The 23,833-nt window shown below is 74.7% G+C and carries 20 protein-coding genes; 5 read left to right on the top strand and 15 right to left on the bottom strand.

Features of this window, described 5'->3' with window-relative positions; all coding sequences use genetic code 11:
- Positions 1 to 5 precede the first annotated feature (5 nt).
- The 3 genes from ATL41_RS11685 to ATL41_RS11675 form a co-directional block, all read right to left on the bottom strand.
- Positions 6 to 1,460, bottom strand: coding sequence for a phosphohexomutase domain-containing protein (locus tag ATL41_RS11685; protein ID WP_098458623.1), 1,455 nt, complete (start codon positions 1,458 to 1,460; stop codon positions 6 to 8).
- 49 nt (positions 1,461 to 1,509) lie between these two features.
- Positions 1,510 to 1,728 carry a hypothetical protein gene (locus ATL41_RS11680; RefSeq protein ID WP_098458622.1) on the bottom strand — a complete coding sequence of 73 codons (219 nt, stop codon included), beginning with the start codon at positions 1,726 to 1,728 and terminating at the stop codon, positions 1,510 to 1,512.
- A 124-nt stretch (positions 1,729 to 1,852) separates the two neighbouring features.
- Positions 1,853 to 2,230: a DUF3499 domain-containing protein gene (locus tag ATL41_RS11675; protein WP_098458621.1), complete on the bottom strand. Its 378-nt coding sequence runs from the start codon at positions 2,228 to 2,230 to the stop codon at positions 1,853 to 1,855.
- Between the two features lie 81 nt (positions 2,231 to 2,311).
- Here ATL41_RS11675 and ATL41_RS11670 point away from each other — a divergent pair, with 81 nt between their 5' ends.
- Positions 2,312 to 2,824, top strand: coding sequence for a metallopeptidase family protein (locus tag ATL41_RS11670; protein ID WP_098458620.1), 513 nt, complete (start codon positions 2,312 to 2,314; stop codon positions 2,822 to 2,824).
- Between the two features lie 8 nt (positions 2,825 to 2,832).
- Here the strand turns inward: ATL41_RS11670 and ATL41_RS13215 are convergent, their stop codons facing one another.
- Genes ATL41_RS13215 through ATL41_RS11655 form a run of 3 tightly spaced genes read right to left on the bottom strand, consistent with a single transcriptional unit; the run spans position 2,833 to position 8,355 of the window.
- The gene (locus ATL41_RS13215; RefSeq protein ID WP_098458619.1) at positions 2,833 to 4,635 is read right to left on the bottom strand and encodes a DUF5719 family protein; all 1,803 of its coding nucleotides are present in this window, start codon (positions 4,633 to 4,635) and stop codon (positions 2,833 to 2,835) included.
- Positions 4,632 to 7,979, bottom strand: a complete 3,348-nt coding sequence (locus ATL41_RS11660) for a glycosyltransferase (protein ID WP_098458618.1) — start codon at positions 7,977 to 7,979, stop codon at positions 4,632 to 4,634. Before ATL41_RS11660 ends, ATL41_RS13215 begins: the two co-directional genes overlap by 4 nt.
- Before the next feature lie 49 nt (positions 7,980 to 8,028).
- Positions 8,029 to 8,355, bottom strand: a complete 327-nt coding sequence (locus tag ATL41_RS11655) for a WhiB family transcriptional regulator (RefSeq protein WP_281253877.1) — start codon at positions 8,353 to 8,355, stop codon at positions 8,029 to 8,031.
- Positions 8,356 to 8,463: 108 nt separating this feature from the next.
- Here ATL41_RS11655 and ATL41_RS11650 point away from each other — a divergent pair, with 108 nt between their 5' ends.
- Positions 8,464 to 9,231, top strand: a complete 768-nt coding sequence (locus tag ATL41_RS11650; protein WP_098458617.1) for a TIGR03089 family protein — start codon at positions 8,464 to 8,466, stop codon at positions 9,229 to 9,231.
- A gap of 97 nt (positions 9,232 to 9,328) precedes the next feature.
- On the opposite strand, the gene ATL41_RS11645 is transcribed toward ATL41_RS11650, so the two are convergent.
- The 4 genes from ATL41_RS11645 to ATL41_RS11630 all read right to left on the bottom strand — a co-directional run bounded on the left by ATL41_RS11645 (position 9,329) and on the right by ATL41_RS11630 (position 15,112).
- Positions 9,329 to 11,407 carry a DUF6541 family protein gene (locus ATL41_RS11645; protein WP_098458616.1) on the bottom strand — a complete coding sequence of 693 codons (2,079 nt, stop codon included), beginning with the start codon at positions 11,405 to 11,407 and terminating at the stop codon, positions 9,329 to 9,331.
- The gene (locus ATL41_RS11640; RefSeq protein ID WP_098458615.1) at positions 11,404 to 12,705 is read right to left on the bottom strand and encodes a nucleotide sugar dehydrogenase; all 1,302 of its coding nucleotides are present in this window, start codon (positions 12,703 to 12,705) and stop codon (positions 11,404 to 11,406) included. The genes ATL41_RS11645 and ATL41_RS11640 overlap by 4 nt, the downstream gene beginning before the upstream one ends.
- Before the next feature lie 83 nt (positions 12,706 to 12,788).
- Complete coding sequence (locus ATL41_RS11635; protein WP_098458614.1) at positions 12,789 to 13,958, bottom strand: glycosyltransferase; 1,170 nt, start codon at positions 13,956 to 13,958, stop codon at positions 12,789 to 12,791.
- On the bottom strand, positions 13,955 to 15,112 hold the full coding sequence (locus ATL41_RS11630) for a glycosyltransferase (RefSeq protein WP_098458613.1): 1,158 nt from the start codon (positions 15,110 to 15,112) through the stop codon (positions 13,955 to 13,957). Before ATL41_RS11630 ends, ATL41_RS11635 begins: the two co-directional genes overlap by 4 nt.
- A 71-nt stretch (positions 15,113 to 15,183) precedes the next feature.
- Here ATL41_RS11630 and wecB point away from each other — a divergent pair, with 71 nt between their 5' ends.
- Entirely contained in the window at positions 15,184 to 16,275 is a 1,092-nt protein-coding gene (gene wecB / locus ATL41_RS11625; protein ID WP_098459083.1) for a non-hydrolyzing UDP-N-acetylglucosamine 2-epimerase, read from the top strand.
- A gap of 29 nt (positions 16,276 to 16,304) precedes the next feature.
- Here wecB and ATL41_RS11620 read toward each other — a convergent pair whose 3' ends face one another.
- Positions 16,305 to 17,567 (bottom strand): HipA domain-containing protein, encoded by a 1,263-nt coding sequence (locus ATL41_RS11620; protein WP_098458612.1) that lies wholly within the window; start codon positions 17,565 to 17,567, stop codon positions 16,305 to 16,307.
- Positions 17,564 to 17,803, bottom strand: coding sequence for a helix-turn-helix transcriptional regulator (locus ATL41_RS11615; RefSeq protein ID WP_245854807.1), 240 nt, complete (start codon positions 17,801 to 17,803; stop codon positions 17,564 to 17,566). Before ATL41_RS11615 ends, ATL41_RS11620 begins: the two co-directional genes overlap by 4 nt.
- Before the next feature lie 90 nt (positions 17,804 to 17,893).
- Between ATL41_RS11615 and rocD the strand changes: the two genes are divergently transcribed.
- Both rocD and ATL41_RS11605 read left to right on the top strand, forming a co-directional pair.
- Positions 17,894 to 19,144, top strand: a complete 1,251-nt coding sequence (gene rocD / locus ATL41_RS11610) for an ornithine--oxo-acid transaminase (protein ID WP_098458611.1) — start codon at positions 17,894 to 17,896, stop codon at positions 19,142 to 19,144.
- Positions 19,145 to 19,301: 157 nt separating this feature from the next.
- On the top strand, positions 19,302 to 20,153 hold the full coding sequence (locus ATL41_RS11605) for a hypothetical protein (protein WP_098458610.1): 852 nt from the start codon (positions 19,302 to 19,304) through the stop codon (positions 20,151 to 20,153).
- A gap of 71 nt (positions 20,154 to 20,224) precedes the next feature.
- Here ATL41_RS11605 and ATL41_RS11600 read toward each other — a convergent pair whose 3' ends face one another.
- The 3 genes from ATL41_RS11600 to ATL41_RS11590 all read right to left on the bottom strand — a co-directional run bounded on the left by ATL41_RS11600 (position 20,225) and on the right by ATL41_RS11590 (position 23,828).
- Entirely contained in the window at positions 20,225 to 21,361 is a 1,137-nt protein-coding gene (locus ATL41_RS11600; RefSeq protein ID WP_098458609.1) for a glycosyltransferase, read from the bottom strand.
- Entirely contained in the window at positions 21,358 to 22,503 is a 1,146-nt protein-coding gene (locus ATL41_RS11595; RefSeq protein WP_245854805.1) for a glycosyltransferase family protein, read from the bottom strand. Before ATL41_RS11595 ends, ATL41_RS11600 begins: the two co-directional genes overlap by 4 nt.
- A gap of 77 nt (positions 22,504 to 22,580) precedes the next feature.
- Positions 22,581 to 23,828, bottom strand: a complete 1,248-nt coding sequence (locus tag ATL41_RS11590) for a hypothetical protein (RefSeq protein WP_098458608.1) — start codon at positions 23,826 to 23,828, stop codon at positions 22,581 to 22,583.
- Positions 23,829 to 23,833 lie beyond the last annotated feature (5 nt).

The following is a 23,833-nucleotide window of genomic DNA, read 5'->3' as shown; positions in this document are numbered from 1 at the left end:
TCCGGTCAGTCCTGCGCGCGCAGGAGCGTCAGCACGTCGTCGCGCACCTTGGTCAGCATGTCCTCGTCGGCCGCCTCGACCACGAACCGGAGCACGGGCTCGGTGTTCGCAGGCCTGAGGTTGAACCACCACTGCGGCATCGAGCCCCAGTGGGAGACGGTGAGGCCGTCGAGCTCGTCGACCTCGACGTCGCCTGCGCCGCGCTGGTGCACGTACGCCTCGACGACGCGCTCGGTCGCCCGCGCCATCTCCTCGGGCGTCATCGGCAGGTCGGTCGCGTCGGCGCTGTACGGCTCGTACATCTCGGCGAGCGCGGACATCGGGTGCGGCTGGCTGCCGAGCGCGGCGAGCACGTGCAGGGCGGCGAGCATGCCCGTGTCGGCGAAGAAGAAGTCGCGGAAGTAGTAGTGCGCGGAGTGCTCCCCGCCGAACACCGCGTCGTGGGCGGCCATCTCGGCCTTGACGTACGAGTGGCCGACGCGCGTGCGGACGGCGGTCGCGCCCGTGGCGGACACGAGGTCGGGGACGACGCGCGAGGTCACGAGGTCGTGGATGACGGTCGCCGCCCGGCGCCCGGTGCTCTCGCGCGCGACGAGCCGCAGCCCGATGAGAGCGGTCAGCGCGGACGCGCTCACGGGGACGCCGTTCTCGTCGACGACGATCACGCGGTCCGCGTCGGCGTCGAACGCGAGGCCGACGTCGGCGCCCTCCGCGACGACCTCGTCGCTCAGCGCGGCGAGACCACCCTCGCCGGACGGGTCGTTCACGGGGCGGGCGGGGTCGCCGTCGTGCTCGAGGCGCAGCGGCAGCACCTTGATCGGCAGCCGCGGCAGGTCGGCGGCGCGACCGAGCACGGCCGGGACCGTCAGGCCTGCCATGCCGTGCCCGGCGTCGACGACGACCCGCAGCGGCCGCACGTGCTCGAGGTCGACGAGCTCACGCAGGAAGGTCGCGTACGCAGCGAGGTTGCTGCCCCGCGTGACCGCGCCCGGGAGGTCTGCTGCCGGCGCGGGGGCGCCGGCGAGCACGGCCTCGGCGGCTGCCTGGACCTCCTCGAGCCCGCTCCCCTTGCCGACGGGACGTGCGCCCGCGCGGCACAGCTTGAAGCCGTTGAGGTCGAGGGCTTCCCGGCTCGCGGTGACCATCGTGCCGGGGACGCCCTGCACGCCGGACGCGTGATACAGCATGTCCGTCGAGCACGGGCCGATGATCTCGACGTCGATCCCTGCCGCCGTGAGCGCCGCCGCGTACGCGTCGGCGAGCTCGGGGCCCGAGCGACGCATGTCGTGCCCGACGACGACGCGCGGCTTCTCGCCTGCAGGGGCCTCGGGGAGGACGACGGTCTGGGCGAACGCCGCGCCGAGCGCGGCGGCGACGGAGGCGTCGAGCTGTCCGGGTACGTGGCCGCGGACGTCGTACGCGGTGACGACGGAGGCGAGGTCTCTGGGCGCGCTGCTCACCCGACAACCCTAGCCGCAGCGGGGCGCGTCACGGTCGGGCGGCTGACGTTCAGGACTTGCGGCCCGAGCGCGCGTGGACGAACTCGTCGGGGACCGGGTCTCCCTCGGTGTCGACCCAGCCGCGCGACTCGCAGTCGTGGCAGGACACGAACACGACCTCGGTGCCGTCCGTGAGGCGGAGCGAGACGCGGGTCAGGTCGCGCGAGCCGCACGACGTGCAGCCCTTCGTCCCGGCGGGGACGGGTGCCGCCTGGCTCAGCGAGCCCAACGGCGTGGCGTCCGGGGTCCTGGTGGAGCGCCGACGACCGCGCGCGGCGCTCGCGGGCGTGGCAGGCCCGCTCGTGGCAGGCCGTCGTTCCGGTGTGCCGCGCGCCATGGTCCTCCCGCCCTGCTCAGCCTTCTCCGCGCAGGACGCGCAGGTGCCCCTTGCGGGCGACCTCGCCGACCTGGACCGGCTCGGGCAGCGCGGCGTGCCGGCCGCGCGGCGACGGGGGTGTGGAACGGCCGGCCTCGCGGACGGCGTCAGCGAGCGCGAGCAGGTCGTCGGGCGAAGGCCCCGCCTCGACGAACTCGGCCTCGAGCCGCACGACCTCCCAGCCGCGCGGGGCCGTCAGGCGCTCGGCGTGCTCGCCGCACAGGTCGTAGCTGTGGGGCTCCGCGTTCGTCGCGAGCGGGCCGAGGACGGCGGTCGAGTCGGAGTACACGTACGTCAGCGTCGCCACGGCGGGGCGCAGGCACGCGGTTCGGGAACACTGACGGACGCTTCTCACAATGGTCGATGGTACGTCGTCCCGTCACCCCGGCGGACCTCCCACGCCGCGACGCACGCACGCGACACCTATCCTGGAACCATGCCGGACAGACGCCGCCGCACGCCTCGTGCCCCCGAGGGCGACCTCCCGGCCGCGTACAGCTCAGGGTGGCCCACCCTCCCCGCCCCTGCGGCAGGCGTGCGCCGTCGCGACCGTCGGGGCCGCGGCTTGCGCGGCCCCCTCATCCCGGCGCATCTTCCGGCGGCGCGCACGCGCGCCGAGCGTTTCGACGAGATCGTCCTCGCGACGGTCGAGCGGCTCGAGCGATCGTGGGCGAAGCAGCTCGCTGGGACGGAGTTCGCGGTCGAGGACGTGCCTCCGTCGGACCCGGCGCCGTGGGAGCACCGTCGCGGGGTGCCGATGGGCCGCTACTTCCCCGCGGACGGGCCGCTCGCTCACCGGATCGTCGTGTACCGCCGCCCGGTCGAGGAGCGCGCGGTGGACCGTGACGAGATCGCGGAGATCGTCCGGACGGTCGTCGTCGAGCAGGTCGCGCACATGCTCGGGCGCAGCCCTGAGGAGATCGACCCGGGCTTCGTCGAGGGTCCCTGAGCCCCGGCTCAGTCGAGCCCGGAGCGCAGTCCTTCACGGAGCGTGATCTGTGTCCCCGCGCTGCGCAGCGGCGAGGGTCCGAGTGCGGCGACGAGACCGTCGACCGTGCCGTCCTGGGCGTCTGCAGAGAGCCGCACCGACCACACGAGCCGGGTCGCCGCACCGGCGGCGGGCGTCCCGGCGGCGTCGACCTCACGCACGACGACCGCGGCGACGGACGCGCCCGGCACGGTCGCCGCGAGCGGGAGCGCTCGCGTGGTGCCGGCGGCCAGCTCGACGACCTGGTCGTACACCACGGCGCCGGCACGGTCGAGCGCGACGACCTGCGCACGCACCCCGGCGGCGGCGCTCGCGCCCTCCGGGGCGACGGGCGGGGTCGTCGCGTCGAGGCCGGCGACGAGGGCGCCCGGGACCGAGTCGACCGACCCGGGGACGGCGCCGAGCACGACGGTCGCACGCGTCCCTTGCGGGAGCGCCGCCGCGGACTGCGCCGCCGTCGTCGCAGGGTCCTGGGAGACGACGGTCGCGACGTCGGAACCGTCCGTCCCGGCGGTCGACGTCGTCGCGGCTGCGACGACCGGGGCGTCGGCCTCGACGAGGACGTCGTAGGCGCCCGCGGGCAGGCCTGCGAGGCTCACGTCCGTGACGGCGCCGGCTTCGAGGACGGCGTCGTCAGCGCCCGGGAGCAGGACGCGGCCCGAGGGCCCGTAGATCGCGAGCCGCGCGGTTGCTGCCCGCTCGGGCGCGAGCAGCCGGACGACCGGGCCGTCCGTGCCGACGGCGGTCGCGGGCGTCACGACTCCCGCGAGGACCTGGCGCGTGGACGGCTCGGCGCCCGCGCCGACGAGGTCGACGCCGAGCGGCCGGACGCCGTCGAGCGCGGAGACCTGCAGGTAGGAGGTCACGAGGGCGCCCGACGCGCGGACGTGGACCGCGACGCGGCGCTGCCCGGCCGCGACACCCTCGAGGAGGGTCGTCGTCGTGCCGCCCGCGGGAACCGGGAGGACGGCGGGCCCGGCGAGGTCCACGCGTCCCGCGGGTCCGTAGACCTCGACCTCGACCGTGGCGGGGGTTCGCGAGGGGTTCTGGACGACGAGGCGCGTGCTCGAGCCGACCTCGGTGCTGCCAGCGACGAGCCAGTGGTCGATCGCGGGCGACTGACAGGCCGTCGCGGCGAGCCCGCGGAGGTCGCCCGCTGCGGTGGCGGACGACGCCGTCGCGGCCGTGTGCACGGTGCCGTCGGCGGCGGGGACGGACCAGAGCGCGGTGCCGCTCGCGACAGCGGCGCCGAGGACGGCACCTCCCGCCCCCGCGGCGACGGGCGCCTCGACGGTCGCCTCGTCGAGGGTGCGCAGGACCGGGTCGGCGACCTTCGTCGGCGGCAGGACGGCCCCCGTGACGAGCGAGGTGGTACCGACGGGCGACGGGTCGAAGGCGGGGTCGCCCTCGGCGTCCGTCGCGACGAGCTGGGTGGGACCCGCGCACACGACGGGGGTCGTCGCGGGGACGAGCTCGACCGTCGTCGCGGGGGCGGCGGTCGTCGCCTCGGGCTCGAGGAGATCGGCGCCGTAGGCGACACCGACGGTCAGGCCGACGACGAGCACGCCCGTGAGGCCGCGCAGGAGCGCGGCGCCGGCCGAGCGGCGCGGCTCTTCCGCGTCGGGCGCAGGCTCGGTCTCGGTCTCGATATCGGCCTCGGTCTCGATCTCCTCGTTCCCGATCTCGGTCTCGGTCTCGGGAGCCTCGCCAGCGGCGCCGGCGGGCTCGAGAGGCTGGTCCGGCTCGACGTCGCCGCGACCGTCGTTCGTCATCGGGTCGTCACCTTCCTCCGGACGGGGATGAGCAGCAGCACGTACACGACCGCGAAGCCGACGATCGTCGCGCGCCACCACCCGCTGCCGACCGACTCGAACTGCACCACGACCCTGCCGGTCGCGTCAGCGGGCAGCTCGAAGGCCTGCTCCCAGCGCTCCCCCTCGACCGCGGTCAGCTCACGCCCGTCGAGGGTCGCGCGCCAGCCCGGGTCGGCGGTCTCGGCGAGGACGAGCAGGCGACGGCCGGGCGGGGCGGTCCATGTCCCCGCCGCGGCCGGCTGGTCGAGGGACGAGAGGGCGACGTCGAGCGACGTGCCGTCCGAGGGCACCACGAGCGCCGCGCCACGTTCGTCGACGACGCGGGCCCACGACACGACCGCCGGCGTGCCCTCCGCAGAGGGGAGGCCCGAGACGACGCGCCAGATGGTGCCGTACTCACCCTCGGCGACCTGCTCGAGAGCCGCGGACGTCCCGAGGTTGGCGACGAGCTCCTCGCGCTGCGCGGGCGTTCCTGCTGGCGACACGACGACCGCCGCGACGCCGAGGTCGGCGAGCTGCTCGGACTCTTCGCCCGAGACGCCCACGAGCGCGGCGACGGCCCCGCCGAGCGGACCCGCGGCGTCGTCGGTGTGCAGGCCGCGCTCGGTGAGCACGACCGACGACTCGGTCAGGAGCGGACCGTTGCCGCGCAGCAGCTGGTAGGTGATCTCGTCGCCGGCGTCGAGCACGAGCACGCGACCGGCGCGCGGCTCTTCCTGCATCTGACGGCCGACGGCGGGCACGACGTCGCGCTGGAGGACGCGCAGCCCGTGGCCCGACGAGGCGGTGAGGTCGGTCGAGAGCCCGGCGTGCGCGATCGTCGCGCCCGCCGCGGCGAGGATCGCAGCGACACCGAGGCCGAGGCTGAGCTGGCGCCACCCGAACGAGTGCTGCGCGGCACGCGCGGTCACGCCGTCGAGCCCGACGAGCGCGGCCCCGCCCAGGGCGAGGAGGACGAGGGACACCGCTCCCCCGGTCCACGTGCGGACGCCGCCCTCGGCCCCCTGCCCGACGACGAGCAGCGCGGCCGCGGCTGCGGCGGCGAGGGCGAGGGCTGCGACGAGCCACGCGCCGCGCACGGCGCGCGCCCGCAGCCCGGGCCGCGTGAGCGCGGACACGGCGGCGAGCACGACGAGCGCGCCGACGGTGAACGGGAGCGCAGCGTCGAGCCACGCGACGCCGGTCCAGCGCGGGAACCACTCCTCCGCCGGCACCGGCCACCCGAGCAGCTGCTGCCACGCTGGTGCGGTCGCGTGGGGCACAGCGACGCCCGGGTCGGTCAGCAGGACGCGCCAGTGCGCGCCGGGGCCCGAGCGCAGGAGCTCGGCGACGAGGGGCGCGAGCACGAGGAGCACGGGCGCGGCGACGAGGGCGAGGTTGCGGCGGTAGCCGCGCCGGCCGCGGTGGCGCGGCAGAAGGACGGCAAGGACGAGCAGCGAGGCGAGGATCGGCGCGGTGAGGTGCGGCGCGCCACCGACCGCCGCTGCAGCGGCGAGGCCGCCGAGCGCGGCAGCCGGGAGCGAGCCCGCCGGCGACAGCACCGCGTCGGGGCCTGCGGCTGCGGGCGCGAGCGGTGCACGGGCGCCGAGGCCGACGCCCTTGAGCGCGCCCCAGGCGAGCCACGGCAGCGCGACGTGCGCGAGCACCGCGCCGACGCGTCCGTCCACGAGGCTGACGGCGAGGCTCGGGGCCGCGACCCAGACGAGAGCGGCGACGGTACGCAGGACGAGCGACTTGGTGGCGGTGCCGGCCGCGAACCAGGCACCGGTCCCCGCGAGCACGGGTGCGAGCAGCAGCAGGAGGTTGACGACGACCTGGAGGTCCCCGCCGAGCAGGTGCGCGAGGGCGGTTGCGGGTAGGAGGGTCGTCATCAGCGGGTCGGACGCGCCCGGCGCACCGGTGCCGGCGCGGAGCCATCCGTCGGCGACGTCGTTCCACAGCTCCTGCAGCGACACGCCCGCGGGCAGGAGGTTGGCGGAGACGAGGCGGCCGCCGTCGGCGAGCGGGCCGATCGCGTCTCCGAGCCACCACACGGTCACGGCGGTGAGCAGCAGGACGGTCCCGACGAGGCCTGCGGTGCGGCGGGCGCGGTCGCGGCGCCGCTCGGCGCGCGCGAACGGGTCTGCGGCCAGCGCGGCGCGTCGGCGCGCGGCCTGCGAGAGGCGGCGGTCGCGGCGCTCCGCGGCGACCTCCCGCCACGTCGCACGCAGCGGCGTGATCGCGCGACGCGGCAGCGCGGCGGTGCGGCGCGCGCGGCGACGCGACCTGGCGAGGGCGACCGGTCGCAGGACGGCTCCGATCGCCGCGGTGATCTCGGCGCGCGCCCTGCGGGGCCGCTTGGCAGCGAGCTGGGCCATCGCGAGGAACGGCGCGGCGAGCAGGATCGCGAGCATGTGCAGCGGGACGGCTGCGGGCGAGGCGCCGGCGAGGCGGTAGTGGAGCGCGGAGCGGCGGCGGGCACCGACGGTGCGCTCGGGCTCGGGGACGTGGTCGGGGTCGCGGTCCCGGCGGTCGGTGAGGCTCGCGCGGGCGTGCCGCACGGCTGCCTGCGGGACGACGATGACGCGGTGACCTGCGAGGCGGGCGCGGCGGCAGATCTCGAGACCGTCACCGTACTTCCCGTACGCCGGGTCCGTGCCGCCGAGGGCGCGCCACGCGTCGAGGCGGAAGAGGGCTCCGGCGAGCCCGACGGCGAGGACGTCCTCGGCGCCGTCGTGCTGGCCCTGGTCGACCTCGCCCTCCTCGATGCCGGTCATCCGGACACCTGTGGGCGAGGTGGTCAGGCCGACCTCGAGCAGGCGGGACGGATCGTCGAGGTCGCGTTGCTTGGCACCCGCGACGACGACGGAGGGCTTGTTCTCGACCACGCGGACGAGCGCCTCGAGCGCGCCCGGCTCGGGCGGGGAGTCGTCGTGGAGCAGCCAGAGCCAGCCGTCCCGTTCGAGCTCGGGTGCTGCGGCGGGCTCGGCGGGCCGGGCCCGCTGCGAGCGTCGACCTGTGTCGGGGACCTGCTCGCCGGTGAGGTGGGCGATCGCTGCGTTGACGGCCTCCCCGAACGTGTGGGCGTCGGGGGCGTGGAGCGTGGTCACGGCGACGTCGGGGCCGAGCTGCTCGGGGACCTGGGCGCGGTCCTTCTCGCGGGGCGTGACGTCGACGACGACGACCCGGCTCGGGGCGAGCGTAGACGCCCCGACGGCGGCGAGCGTCGTCGGGAGGAAGGGGGTGGTCCCGCGGGTCACGACGACGGCCGTGACGTCGAGGCTCGGGACGCTGGGCGCGGAGTGCGGGGTGGGTCGGTTCATCCTGAGGTCATCCTGCGCCCTGCTGCGTCAAGCAGCGTGGACGTGCAGGTCACACGACCTGGCGCTTGAGCTTGCGGCGCTCACGCTCGGAGAGACCGCCCCAGATGCCGAAGCGCTCGTCGTTCTCGAGGGCGTAGGAGAGGCACTCGGCGCGGACCTCGCACCCGGTGCAGACCTTCTTGGCCTCGCGGGTCGAGCCGCCCTTCTCGGGGAAGAACGCCTCGGGGTCGGTCTGAGCGCACAGGGCGCGCTCCTGCCAGCCCATCACCGCCTCGTCGGCGTCCTCGCCGAAGAGCGGGAGGACGGCGCCGGCAGGTTCCGGGCGACGCGATGCGTCAGAGGGGAAAGGCCCCTCGTCATCGAGCAGGTTCCACATGGGTGCGCCCCTCACCGTTCGCCTAGTTGCACTAGGGAAATTACACGCGTGTCATCCACCGAAGTCAAGCCGGTGTGTGTTAGCGGAACCCTCTCGTAGGCTCGGACCATGACCCCCACGACGCCCGCCGACGTGCTCGCCCTCCTCCAGCGTGACCCGGGCCGACCCCGCCTGACCTGGTACGGCGACGGCCCCGAACGGATCGAGCTCTCCGGGGCCGTCCTCGCCAACTGGGTCGCGAAGACGACGAACCTGCTCGTCGAGGAGCTCGACGCCGCCGCTGGCGAGACCGTCGTCCTCGACCTGCCCGCGCACTGGCGCACGCTCGTCTGGGCGCTCGCGACGTGGGGCACGGGCGCGACGGCCCGCCTCTCCCCGGCCGGTGCCCCGCTGCCGGGCACGACGGCGCACGCCCGCGCGATCGTCACGACCCGTCCCTCCGCATGGCTCGACCCGGGCGCGGTGCCGGCTGGGACCGACGTCGTCGCGGTCGCGCTCCCCGGCCTCGCGCGCTCGTTCGGCGAGCCGCTCCCGCCCGGCGTCCTCGACGCCGCCGCGGACACGATGACGTACGGCGACGTGGTCGGCTACGTGCCGCCGGCCGACCCGGGCGCCGACGCGCTCGTGGTCGACGGCGAGCCCGCCGTCACGCACGCGGACCTCGTCGCGTGGGCGGTCGAGGGGAGCGCCGCGCCCGCGGGGGCGCGAGCCCTGCTGCGTGCGGACGCGGGCACCGTCGCGACACTGCGTACCGCGCTCGGCGTGTGGGCGCAGGACGGCTCTGTCGTCCTGCTGGGACGCGAGGCGTCCGAGCGGCACTCAGACGAAGCCTCGCTCGCGCGGCTCGTCGCGAGCGAGCGCATCACGGTGCCGTAGCACTCGGGGTAGCGCCCAGGGGGCGCCGCTCCGCTCGCTCGGTGCCGGGCGAGCGGCGCGAGGCGCCCGAGGACGCCCGGAGCCGCGCACGGGTCCGTCAGCAGCCGGTGATGCGGTAGAGCGTCGTGGTCCCGGCTGTGTCGACCACCTCGACACCCGACTCGGGCGCACGCAGCAGCCCCACGGCGTCGACGTCGACCTTCGCGCCGTCCTCGACACCTGCGGTGTCGAGGTAGAAGTGCGTGACGCCCAGCCGCTCGACGGCCGCGCACACCTCGGGGTCGAGGTCGGCGAAGCGCTCGCGCAGCAGCCGCTGGTCGGAACTGAGGTTCTGCACCGCGAGCTGCGGGAACACCGCGCGCCGGTGCGCCACCGAGTACGAGAAGGCGGCGCCGTTGCGCGGGTCGCCGAGCACGACGGCGTCAGCAGGCGTCGTCTGCGGCATACGGCGCAGGAGCTCGACCTCCTCGGCGCGCAGCATGGTGCCCCACACGATCTTCTCGGGGACGTAGGCCTGCTCGAAGCGGCCGGTCCGTGCGGGCACGAACCAACCGGCGGTCACGACGACCGACACACCCACGAGCGCGCACGCGACGGAGGCCAGCGACCGACCCCGCAGCCGCGCTGCTGCCGCGCGGTCCGAGCGCGACGCGCGCCCGCGCAGCCAGCGGGCGCACGCGAGAGCCCCGACGGCGGCGAGCGGCGCCGCGACGACCGGCAGGACCGCGGCGATGCGCGCCGCCTGCGTGTACCAGAAGCCGGTGAGCAGCCGCAGGAGGTTCTCCGGACCGGACGCGAGCGCGGTGAGCGTCACGACGAGCACGTACGCGACGACGAGCCAGCTGCTCGACTGCCCGACGACGTCGGCGGCCTCGGGCGAGTCCGGCGCGCCCGTGCGCGCGCGGCGCAGCGACGCCCGCACGACCACGACCGCGCCGACGAGCGTCAGCACGGCGACGGGCAGGTTGCCGACCCCGTGCCAGGCGAGCGGCTGCCCGAGGACCGTGTGCAGGACGGCGACCGGGAACGGGGTGTCGACGTTGCGCTCGTACGCGAGGACGTTGCGCACCACGGGGTTGGCGAGCAGCACCGCGCCGCCCGCGACGAGCACCACCACGGCGACGGACGTGCCGACGGCGACGCGGCGTCGTCGGGCAGGGTCGCCCGTGCGCCAGCGGCGCGCGAGACCGCGCGCGAGCAGCGTGACGAGTCCCGGGCCGAGCAGGAGGAGCGCGGAGAACAGCGCGGAGGCGTGCGCGAGCGCGACCCCGGCGAGCGCGGTCAGGAGCACGACGGCGGTCGGCACGAGGCGCCCGGGCGCCGTCAGCGGCGCGACGCCGGGGTGGCCCCGCAGCGCGGCGACCATGAGCGCGAGGACGCCGGGGATGAGCGCGATGCCCGTGCCGAACGGCCACTGGGCGAGCGTCGAGAGGATGACGACCGGGAACGCGCTGAAGGCGGAGCCGAGCACGACGACGAGCGCGGTGCCCCGCGGGTCACCGCCGAGCAGGGTGCGGCCGAGCGCCGCGATGCCGAGCAGCCACACGACGACGCCGAAGACGAACGTCGACGCGTTGGCCGCCGCCGCGACGCTCGCGAAGCCCGGCGCGAGCGCGACGATGCCGTGCCACGCGGCCGGGTAGTACACGGTCGGCGACACGTCGCCGTACAGGGGCGCCATCGCGCCGAGCGTCGACGCGTTGCCGGTGTCGAGGATCGCCTGGACGCCGCTGACGTGGTAGACGCCGTCCCAGTGCTGCATGAGCGCGTCGGGGGCGACCATGCCGCGCGCGATCGGCAGGGCGAGGAGGAGCGCGGAGAGGGCGAACGCTCCCGCGACCCAGGCGAGCCCGCGACGGTCGAGCCGCAGGTCGGGGTCGCACAACCCGTCGGGTGCCGAGCCGCGGACGCGGCGCGTGCGGCGTCCCCAGAGCCCGAGGAGGGCGGCCGCGCCGGCCGCCGCGGCGAGCAGGACGAGGACGGGCGGCCACGACCAGGCGATACCGAGCTTGTCGAGCACGATCGCCGCGGTCCCGTAGAGCGCGACGGACACGGCCGCCCCGCCGCCGAGCGCGAGGATGCCGCGCACGCCGGCGGCGCGCAGCACGAGCGCGCCGGGCACGACGACCGCGACGGCCATGGTCAGGAGCCCAGGGAGGAGCTCCCACCAGCTCATGCAGGCGTCCCCGTGCCGACGACGACGCGCGGGACGCCCTGCCACAGGGACGCGTCGGTCACGCGGCGGCCGTCGACCAGGAGGCGCACGCCGGGCAGGTCGGCCGGGGCGAGCTGGGCGTAGGCGCGGTGGTCGGCCTGGACGATCGCGACGTCGGCCGCGTCACCGAGGTGGAACGGGGTGAGCCCGGTCTTCGCCAGCTCGTCGTCGGTGAACATCGGGTCGTGGACGACCGCCGTGGCGCCGCGCGACTCGAGCGCCGCGACGACCGGGAAGACGCCCGAGAAGGCCGTCTCCTTGACGCCGCCGCGGTAGGACGCGCCGAGCACGGCGACCGTGAGGCCGTCGAGCGAGCCGAGCAGCTCCTCCGCACGAGCGACGACGCGCGCCGGGTTGGCGGCGTTGACGGCGCGCGCCTCGCGGACGACGGACGCGTCCGGGTCGACCGACAGGTACAGGCGCGGGTAGACCGGGATGCAGTGACCGCCGACGGCGATGCCCGGGCGGTGCAGGTGCGAGTACGGCTGGGAGTTGCAGGCCTCGATCACCTGGTAGATGTCGATGCCGACCTTCTCCGCGAACGCGCCGAACTGGTTGGCCAGCGCGATGTTGACGTCGCGGTACGTCGTCTCGGCGAGCTTCGCCATCTCCGCGGCCTCCGCGGAGCCGAGGTCCCACACGCCGTTCGGCCGCGCCAGGTCGTCGCGCTCGTCGAAGGTGAGGACGGCCTCGTAGAACGAGGTCGCGAGAGCCGCACCCTCGGCGCTGAGCCCGCCGACCAGCTTGGGGTACTTGCGCAGGTCCGCGAACACGCGGCCCGTGAGCACCCGCTCCGGGGAGAAGACGACGTGGAAGTCGCGGCCCTCGACGAGGCCCGACGTCTCCTCGAGCATCGGCTTCCAGCGGCCGCGCGTCGTGCCGACCGGCAGGGTCGTCTCGTACGAGACGAGCGTGCCCGGCGTGAGGTGCTCGCCGAGCGCACGGGTCGCGGCGTCCATCCACGCGAAGTCCGGCTCGGCCGTCTCCTCGTCGACGAACAGCGGCACCACGAGCACGACGGCGTCAGCGCCCGGGACCGCGTCGCCGTAGTCGGTGGTCGCGCGCAAACGGCCCGCGGCGACGTTCGCGGCGAGCTTCTCGGCGAGGTCCGTCTCGCCGGGGAACGGCTCCGTGCCCGCGTTGACGAGCTCGACCGTGCGCGCGTTGACGTCGACCCCGACGACGTCGTGCCCGGCGTCGGCGAACTGCACGGCGAGCGGCAGGCCGATCTTGCCGAGGGCGAGGACTGCGATGCGCATGGAGCTCCTAGAGGAAGTACGTGTCGGGGTGGGGCGTCGACCGGGTCGCCGCTTTCCGCCCCTGAGCATACGACCGCGCGCCGTCACAGACGCGTGGTGAGGACCGACGCCGTCATGAGTCGCAACGGCGCCTCCCGGGCGAGGAGGGCGCGCAGGTCGCGTGTGCGCAGGGTCGCGAGCGTGCCGTGCCGGCGACGTCGGGCGGACAGCCGCACGAGCTCGGCGCCGCGTCGCGCGACGTCGCCCTCCCCCGCCGGTGCGGGGGCGCGCAGAGCGTCGAGGAGGTCGCGCTCGGCGACCGACAGGACGCGCTCGTAGCCGGGCGCGAAGCCCGCGAGCGCGACGGCGCCCGCGCGCAGGCTCGCGAGGTCCCGGGCCGTCCAGGTGTGGTCCTCGCTGCGGTTGTGCACGGCCGCGAAGAGGTTGATGCGCGTGAGCTTGGTCGCGACGGCGCGGCGGGCCGCGCGCGGGAGGTCCGCGAGCGCGGGGCGCGCGACGGCGTCGTGCACGCACGCGAGCTCGACGGCGACGGGCTTCGTCGCGAAGGTGACGCGGTCTGCGGCGTCGGCGCCGATGACGTAGGCGGGGCCACGACGGTCGTACGCGACGACGTCGGCTCCCGACCACAGGCCGAGGCCGAACCACGTGTCCTCGCCGACGGTCATGCCGGACGCCATCGTGAGGCCGAGCCGCTCGACGGTCTCGCGGCGCAGCAGCCCGAGCGGAGCGCTGCGGTAGGCGAGGCGGTCGCGCACGAGGTCGAGCCGACGGGAGCGCAAGGGCCGCGCGGGCGGCGTCGGTACAGCAGGCCCGGGGCCCGGAGGTGCGCCCGGCGCGCCGAGAGCGCCGTGACGCAGCCTCGGGACGACCACGTCCGCGCCCGTCTGGCGCTGCAGTCGCACCCACGAGTCGATCGCGCCTGGCTCGAGGACGTCATCGGACCCGAGGAGCGCGACGAACGGCGCCTGCGCACAGTCGAGGCCATGGTTGAACGGACCCGCAGGGCTGCGGACGCCGTCGGAGAAGCAGACGAGCCACATGCTGTGCGGGCCACCGTCGAGAGAGCGCCGGACGTCCCGCACGCGCTCCTCGACGAGGCCCGGCTCGAGGTCGTGGCACACGACCGTCACGCGGACCGGCACCGTCCCCGTGACGGCGGACGCGACAGCGCGCTCGACCGGCCGGAGCTCCGAGTGGACGGCGACGACGACGTCGACGACCGGCTGCTCCCCGCCGAGCGTGCCAGGGCTCATCCGCGCCTGCGCCCGACGATGCCGTGCTCGCGGGCTGCCGTGACGATCGCGTCGCGGTAGGCACGCTCGTACCCGGCGACGACCGACTGGGGGGAGAAAGCACGCCCGATCGAGGCGGCGATCTTCGCGGCGGACGTTCCCTGCGTGTCCTCGTCGACGCGCAGCACGGCGTCGGCCCACTCGGACGGCGAGCGTCCCTCGACGAACGTGCCGACCTCGCCGCGGACGTACTCGCGCTGGGCGCCCTCGGCGCCGACGACGACGGGACGGCCGTGCGCGAGCGCCTCGGCGATCGCGACGCCGAACGTCTCGGAGCGGGTCGGCAGGACGAACACGTCGGCCGCCCCGAGCTGCGCGAAGACCTTCTCGGGCTCGACCTGTCCGGTGATCGTGAGGTGGTCGCGGACGCGGAGCCGGTCGGCGGCCGCGAGCGCGTCGCCGTGCAGCGGGCCGTCGCCGACCCACGTGAGCGAGGCGTTGACGCCGCGGCGGCGCAGCTCGCCGAGCGTCTCGACCATGAGGACGGGGTCCTTGCCGGGGACCATCGCACCGACGGACACGAGCCGCAGCGGCGCGCCCTCGGCGGTCGTGCCGGCACGGACGCGGCGCGGCGGGACGACGTCGGGCGTCGCGGCGATGCACGGCACCACGCTCGTGGGGCGGTCGCCGCGCAGGTCGCGGATCGGCGCGGTCGCCATCTTGGAGACGGCCGTGACGACGTCGGGCTTGCGCAGGACGGGCAGCAGGAACGGGGTCGCGAGGCGCATGACGAGCGGGAGGTCGACGCGCGTGGTGACGCCGTGCCAGTGCTCGGTGTGCACCCACGGCACCTGCGGGCGGTCGTGGCGCAGGAACGGCAGGAGGGTCGAGAAGGCCATCGTGTGCAGGACGTCGGCGCCGTCTGCCCGATCGAGGATCGCGGCGCGAGCCGCGGCGTGCTGGCGCACGTCCTTGGGCTCCATGACGACGCGCTCGACCGGGACGCCGCCGAGCTCGGTCTGCGTCGGTGCGCCGTGGGCGAGCCGGGGTGCGACGAGGTGCAGGACTCTCACGTCGTTGTTCTCGGAGAGCGCCGCGACGTCCTTGGCGACGAACGAGCCGGTCGCGGGCGATCCCGGGGTGGGGAACCAGGTCGTGGCCACGAGGATCTTCACAGGACCAAGGCTAGCCGTTGGCAGGGGTTGCCCGGCTCGTGGCGCGCGCCGCCCTCGGTAGGGTGAGCGGCGTGAAGATCCTGTCCGTCGTCGGCGCCCGTCCCCAGTTCGTCAAGCTCGCACCGATCGCGCACGCCGCTGCGGCGGCCGGCGTCGAGCACGTCATCGTGCACACGGGGCAGCACTACGACCCGATGCTCTCCGACGTGTTCTTCGAGGACCTGGGCATCCCCGCACCGGACGTGCACCTGGGCGTGGGCTCGGGCGGGCACGGCGCGCAGACGGGCGCGATCCTCGCCGGCATGGACGACGTGCTGATCGAGCACCGCCCGGACTGGGTGCTCGTGTACGGCGACACGAACTCGACGATCGCGGGCGCGCTGTCGGCGGTGAAGCTGCACGTGCCCGTCGCGCACCTCGAGGCCGGCCTGCGCTCGTTCAACCGGGCGATGCCCGAGGAGCACAACCGCGTCATGACGGACCACGCCGCGGACCTGTGCCTCGCGCCGACCGAGGTCGCGATGAAGCACCTCGCGGACGAGGGACTCGCGGCCCGGTCGGTGCTCGTCGGGGACGTCATGACGGACGTCCTGTACGCGACGCGGGACAAAGCCCTGGCCGACGGCGGCACGGACGGCGGTCCGGCTCTCCTCGCCGAGGCGGGCCTCACCGCGGGCGGGTACTACGTCGCGACGATCCACCGCGCGGAGAACACCGACGACGTCGCTCGCCTCGGCGGGATCCTCGACGCGCTGCGCAGCCTCGACAGGCCCGTGCTGCTGCTCGCGCACCCGCGCCTCGTCGCGAAGGCCGCGGACGCGGGGCTCGCCCTCGAGGGTGGCTCGCTGCGCACGCACGCTCCCCTGGCCTACCCCGACCTCGTCGCGGCGGTGTCCGCGAGCGCGGGCGTCGTCACCGACTCGGGCGGCCTCCAGAAGGAGGCGTTCCTGCTGCGCGTGCCGTGCACGACGCTGCGCACGGAGACCGAGTGGGTCGAGACGCTCGAGCTCGGCTGGAACGTCCTGGTGACGGACCCGACGGGCGAGGCCGGCTCCGCAGCGGTGCGCGACGCCGTCGTGCGCCCGCGCCCCGCGGACACGGATGCGACGCCGTACGGCGACGGGCACGCAGCCGGCCGCGTGATCCAGGCGCTGCTGGCCTGACGACCGCTGCGCGCGCGTCTCTCGCTGGGTCAGCCCCGGTCGGGGAGACCGTCGAGCCCGGCCTTCAGCCGCGGCCGGACGTCGGCGACCTGCCCGTCCCAGTCGTCCTCGATCTCGTCGAGCGCCGCGACGAAGGCGCGCGGTGCGAGCTCTCGCACCTCGGCCACACGGTCGAGAACGGTCTCGGCGGCGACGCCGACATCGTCGGAGAACCGCATCCAGTGCTCGCGGCCGATGCGGGCCGCGTCGGCGCAACCGCCGACACTCATGGCGACAGGGCGTGCGTCACCCTGGTGCGGCGCGTAGGCGAGGGCTGTTGCGACGTCGTACAGGGGCGCCAGCCGGACCGAGTCACCGTCGAGAAGGACCGAGTAGTTTCGTGCGTGCGCGTCGGGGGCTGCGACGACCGTGTTGAGCACGACGGCATCGACGAAGCTCGCGACGTTCGCCCGCGCCTCTCGGGCCGTCTCTGCGGCGTCGCGCAGGAAGCGTGCGACGGCCGCCGCCGCCGGTCCGCCGAGCTCTTCGTACTTCTCGCGGACACCGAGCGCCTGGCAGACGTCCTCCGCGTGCGTGCGCACGAGGCGCCCGTCGGCGCCGCGGGCTCGGTCGAAGCGCTCGATGACGATGGCCCGCTCCGACGCGAAGTCGGTGAAGGCGGTCGTCGCGACGTCGCACCCGAGCATCGCGGCCGCGCGCATCGTGACGTGCTCGACCAGGGCCTGGGACTTCGCGCCACGGACGCCCGGCTTGACGATGTGGGTCGTCGGCTCGTCCCCGTGTGCCCAGAACCATCGACCGTCCTCGTGTCGCAGCGCGAGCTTGTCCTGCATGCCGCCGAGCGACCAGTGCTCGCCGGGCATGGTCCACGACGAGTCGTTGCCCGAACGCATCGAGGCGAGCCGCCCCTCGATGTCGGAGCTTGTGGCCGGGAGCAGATCGCCATCCGCGCGGGGGCCGTCCAGCGTGTCGGCGTCGCAGAACTGCACAGCTCCGGCGCAGTCGCGACCGATCGCGCCGAGGGCATCGAGGGGGTCGTTCGGGTCGACGCCGTACGTCGCTCGCAGGGCCTCGATCGCGGCGGGACTCTCGGGGAGCAGTCCTCTGAGGTACGTCTCGACCACGTCGCCGGTGAAGGCGCCTCGCTCGCGGGGCAAGGAGAGCGACAGCGGTGTGGTGCCTGGTCGGGTGCCAGCGTCCGTGTAGGTGAGGCGAAGACGTCCGCGGATCCGTTCGACGTCGGCGACGTGCTCGCCGGCGAGCGTGACGGCGAGGCGGCTCGGGGCTGTCACAGCGTTCCCTCGTCCCGGATGACGAGGCTCGCGTCGAGGGTCTCCAGCAGGCGCATCAGGCGTCCGACCTCGAGCCCCTCGGTCCGGCCGTTCTCGAGTGCGACGAGCCACTGGCGCGAGACGTCAGCCCTGCGCGCCAGCTCGGCCTGCGTGTATCCGCGGCGTTTGCGAAGGCCCGTCACGGCGGTGCCGAGACGAGTGACGGAGCGAGCGTTCAGGTAGGTCGGATCGGACATGATGTCATCGTATGGCGACATGAGCCCAGTGTCTACGTACGGCGACATGGGACCGATGTCGCCGTACACGGGCATGGTGGCTGGCGAGACATGGTCAGCCCTAGAGTCGAGGCACGGGGCGCGACGGCGCGCCTCGGTGAGGAGGCTGACGTGTCCGCGCTCGCACGCAACTACGCTCCGCTGCCCGTCACGCTCACGAGCGGCGAGGGCAGCTGGGTCACGGACGTCGCGGGACGTCGCTATCTCGACCTGCTCGCTGGCTACTCCGCGCTGAACTTCGGGCACCGGCACCCGGCGCTCGTCGAGGCGGCGCACGCGCAGCTCGACCGGATCACGCTGACGTCGCGGGCGTTCGACCACGACCTGCTCGAGCCGTTCGCCGAGGCCGTCACGTCGCTCACGGGCACCGAGATGCTCCTGCCGATGAACACGGGCGCGGAGGCGGTCGAGACGGCGATCAAGGCGGCACGGAAGTGGGGCTACGAGGTGCGCGGCGTCGCGCCCGAGCGGGCGACGATCATCGTCGCCGACGGCGCGTTCCACGGCCGGACCACGACGATCGTGTCGTTCTCGACGGCCCCGGACGCGCGCGACGGCTTCGGTCCGTACACGCCGGGCTTCGTCGTCGTGCCGTACGGCGACGCCGACGCGGTCGCGGACGCGATCGACGACACGACGGTCGCGGTGCTCGTCGAGCCTGTGCAGGGCGAGTCGGGCGTGATCGTGCCGCCAGACGACTACCTGCCCCGTCTGCGCGCGTCGTGTGACGACGCGGGCGTGCTGCTCGTGCTCGACGAGGTGCAGTCCGGGCTGGGACGGACGGGGACCACGCTCGCCCAGGACCTCGCGGGCGTGCGCGCGGACCTGACGACGCTCGGCAAGGCGCTCGGCGGCGGGATCGTGCCGGTGAGTGCGGTCGTCGGCCGTGAGGAGGTGCTCGCTGTGCTCACACCCGGGACGCACGGGTCGACGTTCGGCGGGAACCCGCTCGCGTGCGCCGTCGCTATAGCAGTCGCGGAGCTGTTGAGCCCGGGCGACCTCCAGGAGCGCGCGACGGTGCTGGGCGGGCAGATGCGCGAGCGTCTCGACGCGCTCGTCGACGAGGGCCTGCTCGACGGCGTGCGTTCGGTCGGGCTGTGGGCGGGCCTCGACGTGCACGGCACGCACGGGCCCAACGGTGGGCGCGCGCTCTGCGAGGAGATGGCCCGTCGCGGTGTGCTCGCCAAGGAGACCCACGGCGCGACAATCCGCCTCGCTCCCCCGCTCACCATCCGCACCGGCGACCTGCACCACGGCCTCGACGTGCTCGGCGACGCGCTCCGAGCGCTCGCGACCCGGTAGTCAGACCGTACGCGCGACTTAGTGGTGCATCCGCTCTGACAGCCGAGCGGCGTCTTCTTGGTCCGTGCGGGCACGCGACGGACGAAACCTCCATACCGTGGGGACACCGGCCGCTCCGAGGTCGGGCAGCCCGCCGACCCGACGCCAGGAGACTCCCGTGCACGCGCCTTCTCGACCCACCAAGACCGCGCTCGGGCGCGGTCTGCTGCTCCTCGGCGTCGCGCTCGCGACTGCCAGCGGCTGCGCCGCCGGCGGATCCGAGAATCCGCCCGCAGCGGCGACCAGCACGACACCGTCCGCTGGCGGCCCCGGAGGCTCCACCGAGCCCGCGACACCGAGCGAGCCTGCGGCCCCCGCCGCCCCGGCCCTCCCTGCGTCGTGCGCGGCGATCGAGCTCGTCGAAGGTTCCCGCATCACCGGGGACGACCTGGGCCGCTGCCTCCAGGACTTCGAGCGCACGGCGCGCACCGGCAGCAGCCTCGTGCGGCTCACACCGGACGACCCGGGCGTCGAGACGCAGTGGCTCCACGCGGACGACGGGACGTACGCCCTCCTGACGGGCCGCGACGGTGGCGACCGCGTCGTCGTCACCCCCGACGGCGGCGCGAGCGAGGACGACGGCCGCTGGGTGCGCGCGGACGCAGGCGGCTCGCCCGACGAACAGCTGGCGTCCAGCCACGTCGAAGCGCTGCGGCCTCAGGTGCAGCCCGACTTCCAGGCAGCGCTCGTGCGACTCTCCGACACGTGGCTCGTCGAAGGACGCGAGGAGGTCACGGTGCTCGACGGCACCAAGCGCTCGCTGTGGCGCGTCGCGTCCGCGAAGCCCGTCGAGCTCGTCGCAGGCATGCCAGCCGACGTCAGCCTCTACATGGACGTCCCGGGCGCGACCGAGGTCATGGTCTCGACCGGAGGTGGCAACACGTCCGAACGTCTCTACGGAGCCTGGGGCGCACCAGTCGACGCGACGGCGGTCGAGAAGGCGGTCGCCCAGGCGCTCGACGCCGACTGAGGCATGATCCTCGGCGAAACCTGTGGTGATCGCGCGCAACCTAGCCCTCGCGCGGCGCGCAGACGAGGGCGCTACGGGCGCAGCGCCTCGATCGCTTCGCGCCAGATCTCGACCTGGCTCTCCGAGGACAGCTCGCGCGCGCTCGCGTGCGACGCGGCCTTCCAGCCCTCGACCTGCTCGGCGGTCAGGGTGTCGAGCACCGCGGTCAGCGCGGCGGGTGTGAAGTCCGCGGTCACCGCACCGACGCCGTGCGCGCGCACGACGCGCGCCATCTCCGGGCTCGGACCCACGACCACGCCGAGGCGCGCTTGGACGTAGTCGAAGATCTTGTTGGGCAGCGCGTTCGCGTTGTTGAAGCTCACGGGCGGCAGCAGGTGCAGCCCGACGTCGAACCCGTTGAGCGTCCGCACGAGCTCGGCGTACGGCAGCGGGTCGTGGATCCGCACGCGCGGCTCGCCCGCCGCGCGCTCGCGCAGCTCCGCGAGGTAGCCGGGGTCGTTCGGGACGAGGAACAGGTCGAGGGTGACGTCGGCGGTCGAGGCAGCGACGGCGTCGACCAAGATCTCGAGGCTGCGGTTGCGCAGCGCGACCCCGGAATGGACCAGCCGCACGGGCGAGCCCACCGGCCCGGGCGCGAGGTCCTGGTACGGCGACGCGTTCGTCACGACACCCGCGCGGAACCCGAAACGCCGCTCGTACTCGTCCGCGATGCCCTGCGCGACCGTCGTCACCGACGCGCAGCGCGTGACGAAGCGGCGGCACAGCCAGCGCATGTAGGGCGCGACGAACCAGCGCCAACGGCGCAGCTCGGTGTTCTGCTTCGGGGCGTACTCGTGCAGGTCGGCGTGCACGCCCCAGCGCGGCTCGGTCGACAGGGCGAGCGGGACGGCGTCGACGTCGTCGGCGAGGACGATGTCGAACGTGCGGCCAGCGAGCAGGTCTCGCGCCTGCGCGACCGCCGCGTTGCCCCAGTACACGCGCCGGTACTGCCGAGCGAGGAGCGGCACGGGCGCCTTCCGCCAGTGCTCGTTCTCGTCGTCGACCCGCAGGTGCTCGACCACGCGTCCGTCGTCGAGCACGACCGCCGGGCCGTAGCCGCACGTCGTCACGTCGTGGTCCTGCGCGAGCATGCGCACCTGCTTGAGCACGCGCGCGTCCGACGCGATCGGCGAGAACGACAGGATCAGCAAGGTCGGGCGGACGGTCATCGTGCACCTCCCTCGGCCGGCGCCGCGACGAGCGCGTCGACCGCCCGCTCCCACACGAGCACCTGCTGCTCGGCACTCAGCTCCCGCGCGACCGCGTGTGACGCCGCCCGCTGCTCCGCGACCTTCTCCGGCGTGAGGCCGTCGAGCACGTCCGCGAGCGAGCGCGCGTCGAAGCCCGACGCGACCGACCCGATACCGTGCCGCTCGACCGCGGCCGCCATCTCGGGCGTCGGGCCGACGACGAGCGCGAGCCGCGCCTGCACGTAGTCGAACAGCTTGTTGGGCAGCGCGTTCGCGTTGTTGAAGTTCACGGGCGGCAGCACGTGGATGCCGACGTCGTACCCGGCGAGAGTGTCCCCGAGCCGCGCGTACGGCACCGGGTCGAGGACACGCACGCCGTCGATCTGCGCCGCGCGGTCGCGCAGCTCGGCGATGTACGCCGGGTCGTTCGGCATGAGGAACAGATCGAGCGTGACGGGCGTCGTCGTGAGCGCGACGGCGTCGAGCAGCACCATGAGGTCGCGGTTGCGCAGCGCGGCACCCGAGTGGACGAGCCGCAGCGGCAAGCCGACCTCGGTAGGCGTGCGCTCGGCGTACGGCGCGGCGTTCGTCACGACCTGCGCCCGCACCCCGACCTCAGACGCGTACGCCTGTGCGAGCCCCTCCCCGACCGTCGTCGCGGACGCCGCGCGTCGCACGTAGCGGCGGCACAGCCACCGCACGTACGGGCCGATGCGCCGCGCCCACGCCGGGTTGTCGTCGTGCAGCCGCGGCGAGTACTCGTGCAGGTCCGCGTGGACGGGCGCGCGCAGGCTGAGCGCGAGCGGGACGGTCTCGACGTCGTTCGCGAGCACGACGTCGAACCGGCGGCCCGCGAGCGCGGCCCGCGCCGCGACGACGGCTGGCGTGCGTGTGTAGACGAGCGGGTAGGCGCGCAGCGTGATGAGGCGCCCGTCGAGCTTGATCGTCGCGTCGTCCGGGAGCTGCAGGTGCTCGACGACGCCCGCCGGCGCTGGCCCGTAGCCGCACGTCGTGACGTCGTAGCGGGCCGTGAACAGCTCGACCTGCTTGAGGACGCGGGCGTCCGACGCGATCGGCGAGAACGACAGGATCAGCAGGCGCGGGCGGTTCGAGGCAGGCACCCGTCCATCCTTCCAGGTGCCGCGGTCTGGTACCGCGCCACGGCGCGGCGCGTCAGTGCGTGCGTCGTCATGCCGCGTCAGTGCGCGGCGGCGTCGGCCTCGTCCGGCTCGACGCCGAGGAACGGCGCGAGCACGCGCGCGGACGCCGCGCCGTCGTGCAGCACCCGCACGAACTCCGGACCCAGGCGCGCCGCGCGCCCTCCCGCGCCCGCACGATCGTCGAGCAGCGCGGTGAACACCTCCGCCAGGTTGTCGGGCGTGCCCTCGAGGATCGGCAGGTCGAGCCCGCTCACGGCCCGCGCGGCGTCGCGGGACTGCTGCGTCACGTGCGACACGACGACGCGCCCCGCGGCCATCGCCTCGCACGCCGCGACGCCGTAGCTGCCGAGCGCAAACTGGTCGAGCACCACGTCTGCGTCGCGGTAGAGCGCAGGCATCTGCGCCGAGGTGAGCCCCTCGAGGCGGCGATAGGTGATCCAGCCACGCCGGTCGAGCTCCTGGAGCACCGGCTCGACCAGCTCGGTGCCCTTGAGCCTCGAGGCCGACGGCGCGTGCACGACGAGCGGCACCGTCCGCTCGAGCGGCGGGGCGTCCGTGCGCCACGCCTCCGGGTCGACGACGACGGGCAGCCACGTCGCCTCCGGCTGGTCGAGCAGCAGGTCGGCGGTCGAGACGAACGTGGGGATGCCCGCCGCGCGCAGCTCGACGAGCGCAGCCTCCGCGTCGCGCGTCTGCCGCTCGAGGTGCCCCACGAGCTCCCAGTCCGGGTCGCCGAACGGCGACCACGGCGTCGCGCCGGCGAGGTGGCGCGACGGCACGCGGATGTCGGAGCCGTGGCACAGCATCGCGACCCGCGTGCCGCGCGCCGCGAGAGCGCGGGCCTCGGCGTACGCACCGTTGCGCTGCCGCGCGGTCGCCATGAGCGTCCCGAACAGCGCACGCTGCGCCTCGACGACGACGTGCGTGAACTTCTCGACGTACGCCTTCTGCCGGCGCTGCCATCGGCGTGACGACCCGTAGACCGCGATCGGCACCGGGTAGTCGGTCGCGAAGCCGAAGCCGCCCGGGCGCTGCGCCGTCATGCTGACGGCGCCCACGCCCGGGAGCCGCTCGGCGGCGCGGGCCCACGCGTAGCCCTGGCCCGCGTAGTTCGCCGGACCGAGGTACAGCCGCACAGGTGTCGCGGGCACGGGCGGCGTCGGCGGGACGTCCTGCGGGCTGAACGGCAGGAGGCTCGGTGCGAGCCGGTGCAGCACGGGCTCCGGCACGCGGCGCACGACGGCGCCCGCGAGTCGTGAGACGGGAGCGGGGAGCTTGGGGGTCACAGCAC

The sequence above is a fragment of the Flavimobilis soli genome, assembly GCF_002564025.1.
Classification (GTDB): domain Bacteria; phylum Actinomycetota; class Actinomycetes; order Actinomycetales; family Cellulomonadaceae; genus Flavimobilis; species Flavimobilis soli.
Note: the sequence above shows the minus strand (reverse complement) of the source record. Positions and strands in the feature narration are given on the sequence as shown.